We start from the raw sequence: 16132 nt of genomic DNA on the forward strand, positions 1-16132 counted from the left end.
CAACTTCAGTTGTAGCGCCCTGCACATTGGTTCGTCTTGTTCAGTTTTCAAAGGTCTTTGTCGCTCTCGCGCGACAACTATATTAGTATATCACGTCCATAAAAACTTGTCAATATCTTTTTTCTATTTTTTTAAATTTTTTATTTTTTTTGATTTTAGAAACTTTATCTTCCTATAATATAAGAAAGCTCCTGTATGTTCTACAGGAGCTTTCTTATTGTATTAGCTTATTTTTCTTTGACTTCAAGAAGTCCTACATCTCCATCTTCACGACGATAGATGACGTTTGTTGTGTTATCTTCCACATCCTTATAGATGAAGAAGTCATGTCCCAATAGTTCCATTTGTAGAATGGCTTCATCTAGTTCCATTGGTTCAATGTCAATCGTTTTTGTACGGACAACTTTTTCAAGAGCAACACTTTCCTCAACCAGAGCGTCTGTAAAGATTTTGCTGGTTGCAGATTTGCTACGATTTTTCTTTTCAATCTTTGTTTTATTCTTTCGAATTTGACGTTCAATCTTATCAACTACCAAGTCGATTGATCCATACATATCTTGAGAAACATCTTCTGCACGAAGTGTTATGGAACCAAGTGGAATCGTGACCTCAACTTTTGCAGTTTTTTCACGATAAACTTTTAGGTTTACGCGGGCATCCAATTCTTGCTCTGCTTGAAAATATTTTTCAATTTTTTCGAGTTTAGAAACGACGTAGTCGTGAATGGCTTCTGTTACTTCTAGGTTTTCACCACGGATACTATATTTAATCATATAAGTACCTTCTTTCTAAACGTTTTTCTTTTTATATCTATATTATAACGCTTTCATTTTTTTTTTGCAAATATATTTTTGAATATTCTATCTTGCTAATGAAAAAGATCTTATTTCTTTCACCCCATTTACAATTAACATTTCTTTGGCTCTTTCAATGGTTGCTCCTGTTGTATAAATATCATCCACTATCACTATATTCTCAGGCCAGCTTTGATTTTCCAGCTCTATGCGTTCAAAGGCTTGTTCTGCTTTCAATCTTTCCTTTTTATTTTTTTGTGATTGGGCCTTTGTATCCTTTTTTCTCAATAGGTCTTGATAGGGGATCCCTGCAGATTCTAAAATGACTGTTACTTGATTAAAGCCTCTCTTCTCTTTTCTCTCATCGCTCAAAGGTATGGGAACTATGGTATAACCTTTATATTTTTTTAGCTCTGCCTTCATTTCTTCAGTAAAGAGACAAGCTAATAATTGGTCACCCTGAAATTTGTACCTTTGAAAATATTCCTTCATTTCTTCATTATAATAGTAAAGTGCTCTATGGTTTACCTTCTTTCCTTTTCGTTTCCACTCTTTGCAATCTTCACAATAGGTTTCTGAGGATTTCTTATAACAAGACTGGCAACCAGCTTCACTTACTGGTTCAAACTTGTTTTTACAGTTGTCACACATCGTTGGATTATCCTTTTTCATTAGGATGAGGCTTTTTAAGGATTCTTGATTGGAAAACTCTTCATCACATAGTAAACAATTACTCAAAAACCTGCCTCCCGATTCATTTCTTTTATTTCTTTAATAGCTTGCATCATCTCTTTGCTGCTACCTTCTGCCAAGTATAGTAATTCCCCTGTGGGTCTTTCCATACTTCTTCCCACACGACCAGCGATTTGAACCAGAGCGCTCTTGGTAAACAATCGATGATTGGCCTCGATTACAAACACGTCTACTTTAGGGAAGGTGACCCCCCGTTCAAGAATGGTCGTTGACACAAGGATGGTGATTTCTTGATTGCGAAATTTTTCTACCAGTTCCAACCTATTATCCGTTTTTGAGGTTACTAGTTCGATGATCTCATTCTTGAAGGCCCTTCTTAATAGACTGAGGATTTTTCCTCCTAATTCGATTTCTGATACAAATAGGAGCAGGGGGAAGGAGGTTTTCCGTTGTTCTTTTATTAGCTTGAGCAACTTCATTGGCACTTGTTTCTTTTCTACTTTTTTACGTAGATCTTTTAACCATACTTTCTTTGGGACCACAAGGGGATTGCCATGAAAGCGTCTGGGTAGGCTAACGCGTTTTATCTCTTGTTTTTTGACTTTTTTATCCAATTCTTCTGTGGAGGTTGCTGTCAAATAGATGAGCTTCCCATTCTTGGTTACGGCATTTGAAACGGCATGATAGAGAACGGGGTTGTCAACAAAAGGAAAGGCATCGACTTCATCGATTATGAGGAGATCGAAAGCTTGATAAAATTTGAGTAATTGATGAGTAGTGGATATGATAAGAGGCGTTCGGAAATAAGGGTCTGAATCACCGTGCAACAAGGAGATGGGACAGGAAAAGTCCAGCGTCATCCGTTTATACAATTCAATACACACGTCAATCCTCGGTGTAGCAATGCATACACATCTCCCTTTTTTAATCATCTCCGCCACCACTTGGTACATCATTTCCGTTTTACCTGCTCCTGTTACCGCGTGTACCATCATTGGCTTGCTTTCTGTTAAGGATTGAACCAACTCCTGGGAAACCCGACTTTGAAAAGGAGTTAAGGTCCCCTGCCATCTTAAGACTTCTTCTTGCGAAAAGGCTTGTTGGGGAAAATAATAAAGTGCTTGGTCACTTCTAACTCTTCCCAATTGAATGCAGGCTCTACAATAGTAGCTTCCTATCTGTAGTTTCCATCTAGCCTTATCAATCTTGGTTCCGCACCGATTACAAATTAACCCCATCTTTTCCTGCACTATAGCTGGTAGTTGCTGAGCCTGCTCAAGCAGGTCATCCTCCAGTTGGTCTTGGGTGAACAAGCGTCCATAACAATCTTCAAGTTTCATACTTATATATTCGTAAAAGCTCGCAGTTTTAAGAGTTTTTTTGTAAAATAAATGTATGGAATACAAGACTTTTAAAGAGGACGGTCTCGTCCAAGAAGAAATTAAAAAATCCCGCTTTCTTTGCCATGTTAAACGAGTTTATACTGAAGAGGAAGCTCGCGACTTTATAGCCGCTATCAAGAAAGAACATTATAAGGCAACTCACAATTGTTCTGCTTTTGTCATTGGGGAGCAGTTTGAAATCAAACGGACCAGTGACGATGGCGAACCGAGTGGGACTGCTGGCGTACCCATGCTTGGCGTTTTAGAGAATCACGAACTGACCAATGTCTGCTGTGTCGTCACTCGTTATTTTGGAGGCATCAAGCTTGGAGCAGGTGGACTCATTCGCGCTTATGCTGGCAGTGTTGCACAAGCTGTAAAAGAAATCGGTCTCGTTGAAATCAAAGAGCAGGTTGGTCTAGGGATTAGCTTAACTTATCCCCAATACCAAGAGTTTGCGAACTTTTTATCCGCTCACCAATTAACAGAATACCAGACAGACTTCACCGATGCTGTCTTTAGTCTGATCTATGTAGATAAAGGGCAAAAAGAAGATGTGATTGCAGACCTGATTGATTTTTACCATGGAAAAGTTGAGATTAGTGATCAGGGATTAAAGGAAGTGGAAGTTCCTATTCCGTTATAAAAAAAGGCTATCGCATCGATAGCTTTTTTATATTTTACAAACCTTCTTACTGGCGGTATACTGGATACACTAACAAAGGAGTGTATATCGTATGCCAATCTATCAAAATATTACAGAATTAATCGGAAAAACACCTATTGTAAAATTGAACCACCTAGTACCTGAAGGGGCTGCTGAGGTCTATGTTAAATTAGAAGCCTTCAACCCTGGGTCATCTGTTAAAGACCGGATTGCTCTTAGCATGATTGAAAAAGCAGAACGAGACGGACTTCTTCAACCCGGTTCTACTATCGTTGAAGCAACCAGCGGAAATACAGGAATTGGTTTGTCATGGGTCGGAGCTGCCAAAGGGTATAAAGTGGTCATCGTCATGCCTGAAACCATGAGTGTTGAACGTCGAAAAATCATTCAAGCTTATGGTGCAGAACTTGTCTTAACTCCAGGTAGCGAAGGAATGAAAGGAGCTATCGCTAAAGCAGAAGAAATCGCTGCAGAACGAAACGGTTTCCTTCCCCTCCAATTTAACAACAGCGCCAACCCAGAAGTCCATGAAGCAACAACAGGACAAGAAATTTTAGAAGCTTTTGGACCAAATGGATTGGATGCTTATGTCAGTGGTGTTGGAACTGGTGGAACTATTTCAGGTGTTTCTCATGCCTTGAAAAAAGTCAACCCAGCTGTCCAAGTTTATGCAGTCGAAGCAGATGAATCAGCGATTCTTTCTGGTGAAAAACCTGGACCACACAAAATCCAAGGATTGTCAGCAGGTTTCATTCCAGAAACGTTGGATACCAATTCTTATGATGGCGTAATCCGCGTCACTTCTGAACAAGCTTTAGAATTAGGTCGCTACATTGGTGGAAAAGAAGGATTCTTAGTTGGAATTTCATCTGCTGCCGCTATCTATGCAGCAATTGAAGTCGCTAAAGAGCTTGGAGCTGGTAAAAAAGTCTTGGCTTTGGCACCGGATAATGGAGAACGTTACCTTTCAACTACCCTTTACGATTTTGATCAAGAATAAAAAAGAGGCTACGATGTAGCCTCTTTTCTTTCTATCTGCTGAAACAAATTCTTATTTTCCCTGACTGGTGTCACTCAAAAATTCTTTACTTTCTTTAATCCAAATAGGTAATTGTTTGGCTAAGGGAGTAAAACCGATCTTATGGCGATCATTTGAAAAACGATGATGGCGAAAATGCTTTCTGTTCCCAGCTTCTAAGGTTCGAAGGGACAAGCTAGCCTTCCCAGAGTATTCATCTATATCAATAACCTGGGTACAAACTTGATCCCCAATTTTTAAGATATCATGAATGTTGTCGATATATCCACTGCGGATTTCAGAAATATGGATCAAACCGGTTACCCCTGTCTCTAATTCAACAAAGGCTCCATAAGGTTGCAAGCCTGTCACAACACCCTTGAGTTTATCCCCGATTCTCATGCTTCTTCCTCAATGTCAATCGATTCCATGACCACATCTTCTTTAGGTTTGTCCATGGCACCTGTCTCAACTGCCGCAATTGTATCCAATACTTGATAAGAAGCTTCATCCATCAGTTGCCCGAATACTGTGTGACGACGGTCCAAATGAGGAGTTCCTCCTTCTTCTGCATAAATCTCTGCAATGGGTTCAGGCCAACCACCACGGGCAATTTCCTTTTTAGAATAAGGAAGGTGTTGGTTTTGAACAATGAAGAATTGACTGCCGTTGGTATTTGGACCAGCATTGGCCATGGATAGCGCACCACGGATATTGTACAACTCTTCTGAGAATTCATCTTCAAACGATTCTCCATAGATGGATTCTCCACCCATACCGGTTCCAGTTGGGTCCCCACCTTGGATCATGAAATCTTTAATGATGCGGTGGAAAATCACTCCATTGTAGTAGCCATCTTTCGCTAGCGCAATAAAGTTTGCTACTGTTTTCGGAGCTTGTTCAGGGAAGAGACGAATCTTTAGATCTCCATAGTTGGTATGAATCGTCGCAATTGGTCCTGTTTCTTGATCCATTTTTGTTTGTGGTAAGTGCAATTCTTTTTCAACCATTTTTAACTCCTCTAAGGCATGTAAGATGCCATCTTCTTCTAAATTTTTTGTGACATAATCTGCTTTAGCTTTTAATGCATCCTGGGCGTTTCCCATGGCAATCGCTAAACCAGCATAGTCAAATAGTTCTAAGTCGTTCAATCCATCCCCAAATGTTAAGACATTTTCTGGTTTGAATCCCAATTTTTCGACTACTTTTGAGACACCGTGAGCTTTGGATTGCTGATCTAAGACAACATCTGATGAGATTGGGTGCCAGCGAACCAAACGTAATTCCTGCCCCAAAGCTTCTGGGAGGGAATCGAATGTTTTACCAGTCTCGAATGTCCACATCTGATAAATGGGATACTTGGCAGCAAAATCGGGATCTACTGGTAGCTTTGGATAAATGGGATCAATAGCCCGACTTATCTCTTCTGTCCGAGTCGAAAGAGCTGCTTGATGACTCCCAACCAAACCATAATGAATACCTACCTGCTTAGCCCAAGCAATAAAGTTCTGAACAAGTGGATTTGGTACCCTTTCTTCATAAATGACATGCTCCTTACGATCAATCACGTAGGAACCATTCAGAGTGACATAGAAATCGGGTTGGAGAGCCTTGATTTCTTCTGGCACTCCAAAAATCCCTCTTCCACTAGCAATAGCTGTGTAAATTCCTTTTTCTCGTAATTGAGAGAATACTCTGGTGACCGAAGCCGGAACATAGCCGGTCTCAACGTTTCGTAAGGTATCGTCAATATCAAAAAATACTATTTTAATCTTTTTTGCTTTGTAGCGTGTTTTTGCATCCATGTAGGTCTCCATTCAGTATGCTGTCTATTATAGCATGTTTTTGACTAAAAATCTTCCTGAGAAACCAAGTGATGCTGGAAGGCATAGACCACTGCCTGAGTACGGTCGCTCACTTCTAATTTTGACAAAATATTCGACACATGGGTCTTGACTGTTTTTAATGAAATGAATAATTCATCAGCTATCCGTTGATTTTCATATCCCTTGGTTAGCAAAGCCAAGATATCTCGTTCACGCGCCGTCAAGTCATCATGAAGTTCCACGTGGTTTTTTCGATACTCTACTTTTTGGCTGACCTCTGTCTCAATTGCCAACTCTCCTTGCTCCACCTTACGAATAGCCCGTAAAATTTCCTCTGCACTGGAAGTTTTGAGCATATAGCCCTTGGCTCCCGCATCCAAGACAGGATAGATTTTTTCATTGTCCAAATAGGATGTTAGGATCAATATTTTTGCATCTGGCCACTCCTTTAGGATTGAGAGTGTCGCTTCAATCCCAGTCATATGGGGCATGACAATATCCATAATGATGACATCTGGTCGCTCCTTTAGGGCTAACTCAACACCCTCCTGACCATCACTGGCCTCTAGGACTTGATCAATCCCATCTTGCATACTTAAATAGCTTTTCAAGCCTAATCGGACCATTTCATGATCATCTACTAGTAATAATTTCATCATCTTCTCCTTCTACTAACGGCACTTTAATATCAATAGCCACTCCCTTTTTGGGACTGGTCAAAATCTTAATTCTTCCTGCCATGTCATCTACTCGATCCTGAATATTCTTCATACCGTAACTTAGTTCACCCAGCGATTCTGGATCAAACCCCACTCCATCATCTGCTAATTTGAGATGGAGAGATTGTTCTGTTTGCAACAGATAAACATCCAAGCGCTTCGCATGGGCATGTTTTAGTGTATTGCTCACAACTTCTTGTACAATTCGAAAAATATGCTCTTCAATTGATTTTGTTAATTTTTGAACATCGTGTTCAAAATGAACTTCTAAATTACTCTTTTCTTGTAGTTCTCTAAAAATCACCTGGAGACCTTCTACCAAGTTTCGACCTTCTAATTCTGTCGGCCGCAAGTGTAACAATAGAATCCGCAAGTCGTTTTGAGCAGTATTTAAAATTTCTGTGACCCCCTTCAACTGTTGCCCTACTTTAGGGAGTTGAAGAACTTGATCCTGATTGGCTACACCAGACAAAATCATATTAGCTGCAAATAATTCCTGGCTCACCGTATCATGGAGATCTCGGGCAATTCGCCTGCGTTCTCTCTCCACAATCTCTTCTTCATTTTGCATAACCCGATTTTCTGTTCGTTGCAAATTTTCTGTCAGGCGTTTGAGCTTGCGATCCAAGCGTTGAAACTCTTCATTAATCTCTTTGTTTTCTCCGAGTTTTAGCTTCTTGCCTTCGAGCAAGTTTCTCAGGTTTTTTTGAACGGTGTTCATGATTGTAAATTGAATCAATTTAATCAATAAAATCATCAAAATAGTCAGAGCAACCGTCAAACCAAAGCCGATAAACAGAAAAGCACGCAGTTTGGATAAATCTTCCAATAGATAAGTCCACTGAAAGTCAAAGAGACCAAAGATAGAATGGATAATAACAGCTAGAATTAAGACCGTATAAAGGAAGATTAAAAGATAGTCTGTTCGTTTCATCCTCTGACGACCTCCACATCTCCTACAATCCCCGCAATAACAAGCTTCACTGTTCGATGGGAACTGCGATAATTCGGCGTCTCCATGCTTACTGTCTCATTTCTCAATTTTCTAGGTTTTTGAGAGAAGAGGCGCAATTCTCCATACAAGGTATTCACCTGCAAGCTCAGCTCCACATCTACCGGCAAAATAATTTTCGTATTGCCAAACATCTTTCTCATGATGATGACATTGTCATGATTCACAACAATCACTTCGTCCAAATGGATCGTATCCCGCCCCACTAAACGAGTAATCGTTAGATCACGAAAATGGCAGTTTACCTTTGAAAAATGATGCAGATCCCCAATCCAAGGCGTTTTCTCTTGTCGGATTTCTACATCTTCCTCATAATCTATCTTCACTTCTTCGTTTTCACGGTAAAAATAGGGATAAGCCACCAGCATGGCATAGACGACGGCAAACAAAAGCGCAGCAATGACATAAGGATTTAACATGACAATAAAAAACAGCAGAATGCTGGATGCCACTAAAAGAAAATTACTCCGCTGTTTTCCAATGTAATAATACAATAGAAGCAAGCAAAGGACCACGATTAGGACGATACGAGATATATTTCCCGCCAAAATAGTGATTGCAGCCATGGTGAGTAACAAAGCTTCGACAAACACAAACAATTGAATCTTCCACATAATTGAACCTCTCCATTCTATTTTATCAAAATTCTAAAGGATTCGCTTCCGCCTCTAGAAGGATTCATTGCAACTCTCACTCTACTAAAAAAACCAGACCGATTGGTCTGGTTTTATAAGGTCATCATGTTAAGATTCTGGTTCCGTAGTAGCCGAAGGTTCCGTATTGGAATGGGATTCTACTGTTGTAGAGGTTGAACTTTCTGATGAACTACTTGAAGCTTTCGTGCTACTTGATGGTTCCGTCTTCGGTTCGTATACAGTCAAGACAATGCGAGTCTTTTTAATATCGATGCTCGATTGAGCTTCTGGAGTCTGACTCACAATTTGACCTGGTAGAACTTCTACACCAGCCGGAAGATGCGATGTGGTCTTCCGTTCAATATTTGCTTCCTTCACCCCGTAAATCTGTACAAGATTAGAGACAGCAAATTCATAATAAGAACCGACATAACTTGGTAACTCAATCGAATTACTTTCTTTCGATACTTTCAGAACAACCTTGGTATTAGAAGTCAAATCATATTTTTGACCAGCAGCAGGAGATTGCTCAATAACGATTCCTGGCTCCACGTCATTGGTCTCGACTTCTTCAATCGAAATGAGCTTGCTAGAAAGCTTATAGGTAGTTTTCAGATTGTTTTCCGCATCTTCTCTAGACATACCAGTATAGTCCGGCATGTCAAAGGTGCTTGGCCCTTTCGAGACAACCAAATCAACCTTGCTGTTTTCCTTTTTCTGAGCTCCTGCATTTGGATTGGTACGGATTACATAGCCCTCCAGCACCGAATCACTGTATTCTTCTTTTTCGTCTCCAACTTGAAGATCCTGATCTTCAATGATAGCACGCGCTTCTGCTACTGTTTTTCCAGATACATCCGGAACTGTTTTGTTGGCTGGACTCATATAAAGAAGAAATGCAAAGGCAGCTAGTACCAAAGCTAGGGCTACAAACAAGACCTTGTAGCGCGTCCGCAAACGACGACGTGGCTTATTTTTTGGAGAAACTGGAGCTGTTCGATCCTCTGAAGCCACTGGTAGGTCTTCATGAACTGTAGGACGAGCCTCTGATGTTGGAAGTGGAGCCGGTTTTGGAACCACGTTCACCTTTGGTAAGGTCTTGGTATCCGCTTTTGAAGCGTCATCAAAGACTAATTTTTTCTCGTTACGACGTTCATAAGATAGGCAACTTGACAAGTCGACATACATTTCAGCTACCGACTTATAGCGATCGGATAGTTTCTTTGCTGTCGCCTTAATCACCACATTTTCCAAAGCCTGCGGAACATTTTTGTTCTCTTCAATGATGGACGGAAGAGGTTTTTGGAAATGTTGGAGTGCAATGGTCACTGCACTATCCCCATCATAAGGGATATGACCTGTCAGCATTTCGTAGAAAATAATCCCCATTGCATAGATATCACTTTGAATAGAAGCTTTCGATCCTCTGGCTTGCTCTGGTGATAAATAATGAACCGAACCCAACATAGAGTTGGTCTGGGTGAGACTGGTCTCTGCAAAAGCTACTGCAATCCCAAAGTCAGAAACCTTGGCATTTCCGTCCGATGTTAAAAGGACATTTTGAGGTTTCAAATCACGGTGAATAATGCCTTGGGTATGCGCCAAGCGCATAGCAAGAAGGATTTGCCCCATCAAGCGAACAGCTTCTTCATTTGAGAGAGGAGCATTTTCTTTGATATAGCGTTTCAAGTCCAAACCAGCGACATATTCCATCGCCAAGTATTGCTGGCCATCCTCTTCACCGATATCCGTGATCCGAACGATATTTGGATGATCCAAATCTGCCATCGCTTTGGCCTCTCGTTGGAAGCGAGCAACTGCAATTGGATCTGTTTGGTAATTGGTCCTCAGTACTTTAACTGCAACTTCTTCACCATCTAAGATTAAATCCCGAGCGAGGTAGACGTCTGCCATCCCTCCACGCCCGATTTGACGGATTATCTTATATCGTCCGGCAAAAATTTTGCCGATTTGAATCATGCCATATCCTCCTCAGCAAAGTGAATCAGTACAACTGTAATATTGTCCAAACCGCCAGCATTATTCGCAAAGCGAACCAAGGTTTTTGCCTTTTCTTCAACCGATAAATCGCTGACAACGATATCACGGATTTCATCACCAGAGATCATATTGGTTAATCCATCACTATTGATAACAATGAAATCTCCCGCTTCAACCGTAACCATGCCAAAGTCCGGTTGCAATTCATCTTTTTGTCCAATGGATTGGGTGATGATATTGCGTTGGGGATGATGAGCTGCCTCTTCTTCCGTAATCTGTCCGGCCTTGAGCAAGGCGTTTACTAAAGAATGGTCACTGGTTAATTGATGGTATTCCCCATTACGCACGAGTCCAATTCGGGAATCCCCTACATGTGCAAATAAGACTTGGTCATCGATAACGGCAACAGCTTCGAGAGTTGTTCCCATTCCTTTATGTTCTTCATCTTGACCAATGCGATGGATCTGCTGGTTTTCTTTTTCCAAATTCTCTGCAAACCACTCTCTGACTTCGTTAATGGTGCTGATTTCAGTCGCTACCCAAGCATCGCCAAGATCAGTAACAGCCATCTCACTAGCAATATTACCAGCACGATGCCCCCCCATCCCGTCAGCTAGAAAAATCATGGATTTTCCCGCTTTATTTTTATATTGATTTGCATAGTCTTGGTTATTTGTCCGTCTTTGACCTACATCGGTTAAGATAGAAATTTCCATACTGTCCGTATCCTCCTGAGATTACGATATTCTTCGAAAACGACTAATAAAGAAACCATCGCTTCCATACAATTCTGGTGTAATTAAAATACAGCCATCTTTCAGAATAACTTTTCGTTCATGATCTAATGGCACGAGTTCAAAATTTGGATGGGTTTCTAAAAACTGGTCAACCACATCAAAATTCTCTTCTCCTATAATTGTGCATGTACTGTAGACTATTATACCATCTTTCCGCACACTTTGACAAACTCCATCCAATATTTCCAATTGAATCGCCTGTAGAGACGCAAAGTCAGCATTGTCTTTATTGTACTTGATATCTGGCTTACGGCGGATCAAACCAATCCCAGAGCAAGGGGCGTCTACCAAGATTTTATCAAAGACATCCGCTCCAAAAGCTTCAAAGACCTGGCTGGCATCCAGTTTTTTTGTCTGAATTTTATCTGCAACTCCCAGACGTTCCGCGTTTTCCTGAATTAATTGGAGCTTATGATCGTACAAGTCCAAGGCTGTGATCTTCCCATCGACTAGATAAGAAGCTAGATGGGTGGTCTTGCCCCCAGGTGCTGCACAGGCATCTAATACCTGGTCTGATGGTTGGACCTCTAAAGCCGGAGCGACCAATTGACTGGTCTCATCTTGAATGGTTAATTTCCCTTGTTTGAAGTAATCAGAGCCTGCAAAATAGCCATTTTCTTTCACAAGAGCTGTTGAGGCCAACAAGGAATCCGATGCCTGCAATTGCTCCTTGATCTCTTCTTTTTGGTCTAGGTCGACAACTCGAACACTGGCCTTGTTGCGAACATAGAGACTCTCAAAAATCGCAATGGCCCGCTCTTCACCATACTCATCCATCAACTTTTTCACCAACCAAACCGGAAGAGAATAGCGGATTGAAAGTCGTTTGTTGATTCGTTTAATCTGGTCGATTGATGGAAGCTCCTCTCGTAGCATTTTCCGTAAGAGAGCATTGACATATTTTTCGCTCCCTTTTTTCCGTTGCTTAGCAAGCTCTACTGCTTCATGAACAACAGCATGGGGAGGAATCTTCTCCAAATAGACGAACTGATAGAGGCTCATCAATAAAAGATGATAGATCCATGGGTCTACTTGGTCCCGATCAGCGACAAAGTGCGATAGATACCATTCCAGGGTTAGTTTGCGTGAAACCGTCCCATAGACGATTTCGGTTACTAGACTTTTATCCACATCTGACAAGGTCGCCTTGCCCAAGGATTTTTTGAGGGCGATATTTGAAAAAGCACCGTCCTGGAAAATCTCTCCTAGGGTAGATAGGGCCACCCCTCGTGCAGTCTGCATCTTATTTACCAAATTGATCACCTACTTGCAATTGTCGCCCCAAACCATTTAAGAAATCTCCAACAGCCATCTTGGGTTTACCGGCTGGCTGAACAAGGGTCAAGGCCAAGGCTCCCTCACCCGTCGCAACAACGATTTCATTTTTATGGAGAGCTAAAATTTCTCCTGGTTCTCCTTGACCTTCACACGGTTTTGCTTGGTATATCTTAAAGCGTTCACCCTTCCATAGGGTATGGGCAACTGGCCAAGGATACATGCCTCGAACTTGGTTAAAGAGTTCACGGTTGGTCCGTGTCCAATCCAGGCGTTCTTCTTCTGGCTTGATATTTGGAGAGAAGGTGACTTGTTGGGGATCCTGCGGTTGGGGCTTAAGCTCTCCCGCAAGGTAAGCTGGCAGAGTTTCTAAAAGAAGATCCCGGCCAACAAGAGCCAATTTCTCAAATAGGGTTCCCACATTGTCTTCCTCTAAAATAGGGATGGCGCGAGAAGAAATCATATCTCCAGCATCCATCTCTTTGACCATTTCCATGATGGTCACACCAGCTTCTTTATCCCCATTCATAATGGCATAATGAATAGGCGCTCCACCACGGTATTTTGGAAGAAGAGAAGCGTGCACATTGACAGAAAACTTCATCGCCTCTAACAAACGACTCGGCAAAAACTGTCCAAAGGCTGCTGTGACAATCCCATCTGCTCCCAAAGCCAATAAGTCTTCTAGTTCTTGGCTTCCAGATAGTTTCTCCGGCTGGTAGATTGGCAAGCCTGCTTCTATAGCCGCTTCTTTTACTGGTGTCATTCGAATTTCTTTTTTCCGGCCAACTGCCCGATCTGGTTGGGTCACAACGGCTAGAATCTCATAGCGTTCATCAGAAATCAAGCCTTTTAAGACTGTAGCTGAGAAATCAGGCGTTCCCATAAATAGTATTTTTGTCATTTTTTCTCCTTCTACATAAAACTTTGCGGTTCATTGTCAATGCTGACTCGAAGATCTTGATTTTCCCGCTCTTGAGTATAGTCCAAAATCTGATTTAAAACCTGTGGTAAGTGGTCTTCAAACCGGTACTTCAACAGAATCTGGTAATGGAATAAATTATGCGTGCGAGCAATCGGTTTTGGCGTTGGTCCCAAGATTTGGACCTGATCGGACAGACCTGATTTCAACAGATCCATCACCTGATAAGCTTTTTTAACCACGACCTCTTCTTTTTTGTGAGAGAGGGTCAAACCTACCGTGTAATAATAAGGTGGATAACCTAACTGGTGGCGCACCTTCATTTCATAGGCATAAAACCCTTCATAATCTTGGCGTTTCGCATATTCAATGGCATAATGATGAGGATTATAGGTCTGGATCAGAACCTGTCCTTCTTTATCCGCACGACCAGCCCGCCCTGCCACCTGGGTTAACAGTTGGAAAGTCCGCTCTGACGAGCGAAAATCAGGCAAATTTAGAGCTGTATCAGCATTGAGGACACCGACTAGCGTTACATTGGGGAAATCCAAGCCCTTGGCAATCATCTGGGTCCCAAGCAAAATATCCACTTGCCCTTGACCGAACTGGTCCAACAAGGCCTCGTGACTCCCTTTTTTCCGAGTAGTATCAACGTCCATCCGCAGAATACGAGCCTCGGGGAAAATTTCTTGCAGCTCATCGTAGGCCTTCTGGGTCCCCGTCCCGTAATAACGAATCGATCGACTTTGACAATTAGGGCAGACTGTTGGAATGGCCTTGTGGTAATTACAATAATGGCAATCCATCGTCTTGGTATCCATGTGAAGGGTCAAGGAAATATCACAATTCGGACAGGTATCTACATGACCGCACTCCCGACACATGACAAAACTGGAATAACCCCGGCGATTGAGCATGAGGACGACTTGCTCTTTTCGTTGCAGACGTTCTGCTATCGCTTCTAGCAACTTAGGTGTATAGGTTCCGGATTCTTGCTGGCCAATATAATCCCTGAAATCAATCACTTCCACCTCTGGAATACGGGCAAGAGGATTGGCTCGTTGGGTCAATTGAAGAAATTCATAGATTCCTTTTCCTGCACGGGCTCGTGTTTCTAGACTAGGTGTCGCCGACCCCAAGACCAAAACAGCCTGGTGATACTGAGCTCGTAGTAAGGCCACTTCACGCGCATGGTAGCGAGGATTGCTATCTTGTTTATAGGTAGCCTCATGTTCTTCATCGATAATAATGGCCCCTAGGTTCTTCAGAGGTGCAAAGATAGCAGACCGCGCTCCTACGACCACTTGAGCTTCTCCACGTTCAACACGTCTCCACTCATCGTATTTTTCACCGTTGGATAGACCTGAATGAAGGATGGCCACTCGATCCCCAAAGCGAGAAATGAAGCGATCCGTCACTTGAGGCGTCAAGGAAATTTCGGGAACCAACATAATAGCTGTTTTCCCCTTTTCCAGCACCTCTTGGATGATTTGGAGGTAAACTTCCGTCTTTCCACTCCCCGTTACCCCTTCTAGCAAGAAGGGTTTGGAAGGTTGCCCAATTTTGCTGGTTACCGCTTGAACAGCTCGTTCTTGTTCAGCATTTAAAACCAAGGCCTCTGTCGACTCTTTGTCTTTAAAGTAGGCAGCCGCACGATTGACTTCTTTTTCAAAAATAAGCAAGGCACCCTGGTCGATGAAATAGTTCACCACTGGACGAGAGAATTCCGCCAATAAATCACTCAAAGGCGCATCTACTTCTTGACCTTGGACAAAGTCTCGCAAGGCCAAGCGCTTTTTAGCATTCTTAGCGATTTCCAAATTTTCAAGTAGGGGATGATTTACTCGATACCATTTTTCTGTTTTGATATGTTTACGATCCACTGCTTGGTATTCTACTTCCAACTCTCCTTTACGAGTCAGTCGCATCATTCGTGCTTGTGCATCAATATCCAAAGAAGAAAAGGCCAAGCTGGTCGCTGTTCCAAAAATGTCTTCTCGATCCTCTGGCGATAACAATTCTGTCGGATGGAGAATTTTGTCATAGGAAGAATTTAAAACACTCGGTAGCATGGCTTTCAAGAGGGTGATCTTGTAGGCAAAAACCGTCTTTCGCAACTGATCTGCCAGCCAAAATTGCTCCTCTCCTAGAACTGGTTGGTAGTCTAAGACCTCCACGATACTTTTCAATTCTTGGTCTTGAGCTGCTGGAGTGGTCTGTTCAAGGCCAACCACAATCCCTTGAATGAGCCGATTTCCCTTTCCAAAGGGAACATGCACCCGCATTCCTTTTTCCAAGAAAGGAGAAAACTCTTCTGGTACCTGGTAGCTATAGGGCTTGTCTGTTTGCATCAAGGGAACATCAACGATGACTTGTGCTAGCATGCTTCCG

At 42.0% G+C, this 16132-nt stretch carries 15 protein-coding genes; 2 read left to right on the forward strand and 13 right to left on the reverse strand.

Annotated elements, in window-relative coordinates; all coding sequences use genetic code 11:
• Positions 1-227: 227 nt before the first annotated feature.
• The 3 genes from hpf to LXO72_RS09155 form a co-directional block, all read right to left on the reverse strand.
• Positions 228-773 (reverse strand): ribosome hibernation-promoting factor, HPF/YfiA family, encoded by a 546-nt coding sequence (gene hpf / locus LXO72_RS09145; protein ID WP_006596830.1) that lies wholly within the window; start codon positions 771-773, stop codon positions 228-230.
• A gap of 87 nt (positions 774-860) precedes the next feature.
• Entirely contained in the window at positions 861-1532 is a 672-nt protein-coding gene (locus LXO72_RS09150; RefSeq protein ID WP_233332268.1) for a ComF family protein, read from the reverse strand.
• Positions 1529-2827, reverse strand: coding sequence for a DEAD/DEAH box helicase (locus LXO72_RS09155; RefSeq protein ID WP_233332270.1), 1299 nt, complete (start codon positions 2825-2827; stop codon positions 1529-1531). The genes LXO72_RS09150 and LXO72_RS09155 overlap by 4 nt, the downstream gene beginning before the upstream one ends.
• Positions 2828-2882: 55 nt before the next feature.
• Between LXO72_RS09155 and LXO72_RS09160 the strand changes: the two genes are divergently transcribed.
• Positions 2883-3515 (forward strand): YigZ family protein, encoded by a 633-nt coding sequence (locus LXO72_RS09160; protein WP_233332280.1) that lies wholly within the window; start codon positions 2883-2885, stop codon positions 3513-3515.
• A 91-nt stretch (positions 3516-3606) separates the two neighbouring features.
• Positions 3607-4536 carry a cysteine synthase A gene (gene cysK / locus LXO72_RS09165; protein ID WP_048715306.1) on the forward strand — a complete coding sequence of 310 codons (930 nt, stop codon included), beginning with the start codon at positions 3607-3609 and terminating at the stop codon, positions 4534-4536.
• A gap of 51 nt (positions 4537-4587) precedes the next feature.
• Here cysK and LXO72_RS09170 read toward each other — a convergent pair whose 3' ends face one another.
• From LXO72_RS09170 to LXO72_RS09215, 10 genes are all read right to left on the reverse strand, one after another.
• Positions 4588-4956 carry a S1 RNA-binding domain-containing protein gene (locus tag LXO72_RS09170; protein ID WP_223363586.1) on the reverse strand — a complete coding sequence of 123 codons (369 nt, stop codon included), beginning with the start codon at positions 4954-4956 and terminating at the stop codon, positions 4588-4590.
• Entirely contained in the window at positions 4953-6359 is a 1407-nt protein-coding gene (locus LXO72_RS09175; RefSeq protein ID WP_233332282.1) for a bifunctional Cof-type HAD-IIB family hydrolase/peptidylprolyl isomerase, read from the reverse strand. Before LXO72_RS09175 ends, LXO72_RS09170 begins: the two co-directional genes overlap by 4 nt.
• Before the next feature lie 44 nt (positions 6360-6403).
• Positions 6404-7036, reverse strand: a complete 633-nt coding sequence (locus tag LXO72_RS09180) for a response regulator transcription factor (protein ID WP_233332284.1) — start codon at positions 7034-7036, stop codon at positions 6404-6406.
• Complete coding sequence (locus tag LXO72_RS09185) at positions 7014-8033, reverse strand: sensor histidine kinase (protein ID WP_233332286.1); 1020 nt, start codon at positions 8031-8033, stop codon at positions 7014-7016. The genes LXO72_RS09180 and LXO72_RS09185 overlap by 23 nt, the downstream gene beginning before the upstream one ends.
• Entirely contained in the window at positions 8030-8725 is a 696-nt protein-coding gene (liaF, locus tag LXO72_RS09190; protein ID WP_048691924.1) for a cell wall-active antibiotics response protein LiaF, read from the reverse strand. Before liaF ends, LXO72_RS09185 begins: the two co-directional genes overlap by 4 nt.
• Before the next feature lie 129 nt (positions 8726-8854).
• Positions 8855-10726, reverse strand: coding sequence for a Stk1 family PASTA domain-containing Ser/Thr kinase (pknB, locus tag LXO72_RS09195; protein WP_233332288.1), 1872 nt, complete (start codon positions 10724-10726; stop codon positions 8855-8857).
• On the reverse strand, positions 10723-11463 hold the full coding sequence (locus LXO72_RS09200) for a Stp1/IreP family PP2C-type Ser/Thr phosphatase (RefSeq protein ID WP_233332290.1): 741 nt from the start codon (positions 11461-11463) through the stop codon (positions 10723-10725). Before LXO72_RS09200 ends, pknB begins: the two co-directional genes overlap by 4 nt.
• A 21-nt stretch (positions 11464-11484) precedes the next feature.
• Positions 11485-12798 (reverse strand): 16S rRNA (cytosine(967)-C(5))-methyltransferase RsmB, encoded by a 1314-nt coding sequence (rsmB, locus tag LXO72_RS09205; RefSeq protein WP_233332292.1) that lies wholly within the window; start codon positions 12796-12798, stop codon positions 11485-11487.
• Entirely contained in the window at positions 12788-13723 is a 936-nt protein-coding gene (gene fmt / locus LXO72_RS09210) for a methionyl-tRNA formyltransferase (RefSeq protein WP_195348305.1), read from the reverse strand. The genes rsmB and fmt overlap by 11 nt, the downstream gene beginning before the upstream one ends.
• An 11-nt stretch (positions 13724-13734) precedes the next feature.
• Positions 13735-16125 carry a primosomal protein N' gene (locus LXO72_RS09215; RefSeq protein ID WP_233332294.1) on the reverse strand — a complete coding sequence of 797 codons (2391 nt, stop codon included), beginning with the start codon at positions 16123-16125 and terminating at the stop codon, positions 13735-13737.
• Positions 16126-16132 lie beyond the last annotated feature (7 nt).

The sequence above is a fragment of the Streptococcus sp. XMC genome, assembly GCF_021341835.1.
GTDB lineage: Bacteria > Bacillota > Bacilli > Lactobacillales > Streptococcaceae > Streptococcus.

Excerpts from the sequence above, each read along its gene's own strand:
- hpf (WP_006596830.1), bottom strand. The coding sequence starts at position 773 with ATGATTAAATATAGTATCCGTGGTGAAAACCTAGAAGTAACAGAAGCC.
- LXO72_RS09155 (WP_233332270.1), bottom strand. The coding sequence starts at position 2,827 with ATGAAACTTGAAGATTGTTATGGACGCTTGTTCACCCAAGACCAACTG.
- LXO72_RS09160 (WP_233332280.1), top strand. The coding sequence starts at position 2,883 with ATGGAATACAAGACTTTTAAAGAGGACGGTCTCGTCCAAGAAGAAATT.
- cysK (WP_048715306.1), top strand. The coding sequence starts at position 3,607 with ATGCCAATCTATCAAAATATTACAGAATTAATCGGAAAAACACCTATT.
- LXO72_RS09170 (WP_223363586.1), bottom strand. The coding sequence starts at position 4,956 with ATGAGAATCGGGGATAAACTCAAGGGTGTTGTGACAGGCTTGCAACCT.
- LXO72_RS09175 (WP_233332282.1), bottom strand. The coding sequence starts at position 6,359 with ATGGATGCAAAAACACGCTACAAAGCAAAAAAGATTAAAATAGTATTT.
- LXO72_RS09180 (WP_233332284.1), bottom strand. The coding sequence starts at position 7,036 with ATGAAATTATTACTAGTAGATGATCATGAAATGGTCCGATTAGGCTTG.
- LXO72_RS09185 (WP_233332286.1), bottom strand. The coding sequence starts at position 8,033 with ATGAAACGAACAGACTATCTTTTAATCTTCCTTTATACGGTCTTAATT.
- liaF (WP_048691924.1), bottom strand. The coding sequence starts at position 8,725 with ATGTGGAAGATTCAATTGTTTGTGTTTGTCGAAGCTTTGTTACTCACC.
- pknB (WP_233332288.1), bottom strand. The coding sequence starts at position 10,726 with ATGATTCAAATCGGCAAAATTTTTGCCGGACGATATAAGATAATCCGT.
- LXO72_RS09200 (WP_233332290.1), bottom strand. The coding sequence starts at position 11,463 with ATGGAAATTTCTATCTTAACCGATGTAGGTCAAAGACGGACAAATAAC.
- fmt (WP_195348305.1), bottom strand. The coding sequence starts at position 13,723 with ATGACAAAAATACTATTTATGGGAACGCCTGATTTCTCAGCTACAGTC.
- LXO72_RS09215 (WP_233332294.1), bottom strand. The coding sequence starts at position 16,125 with ATGCTAGCACAAGTCATCGTTGATGTTCCCTTGATGCAAACAGACAAG.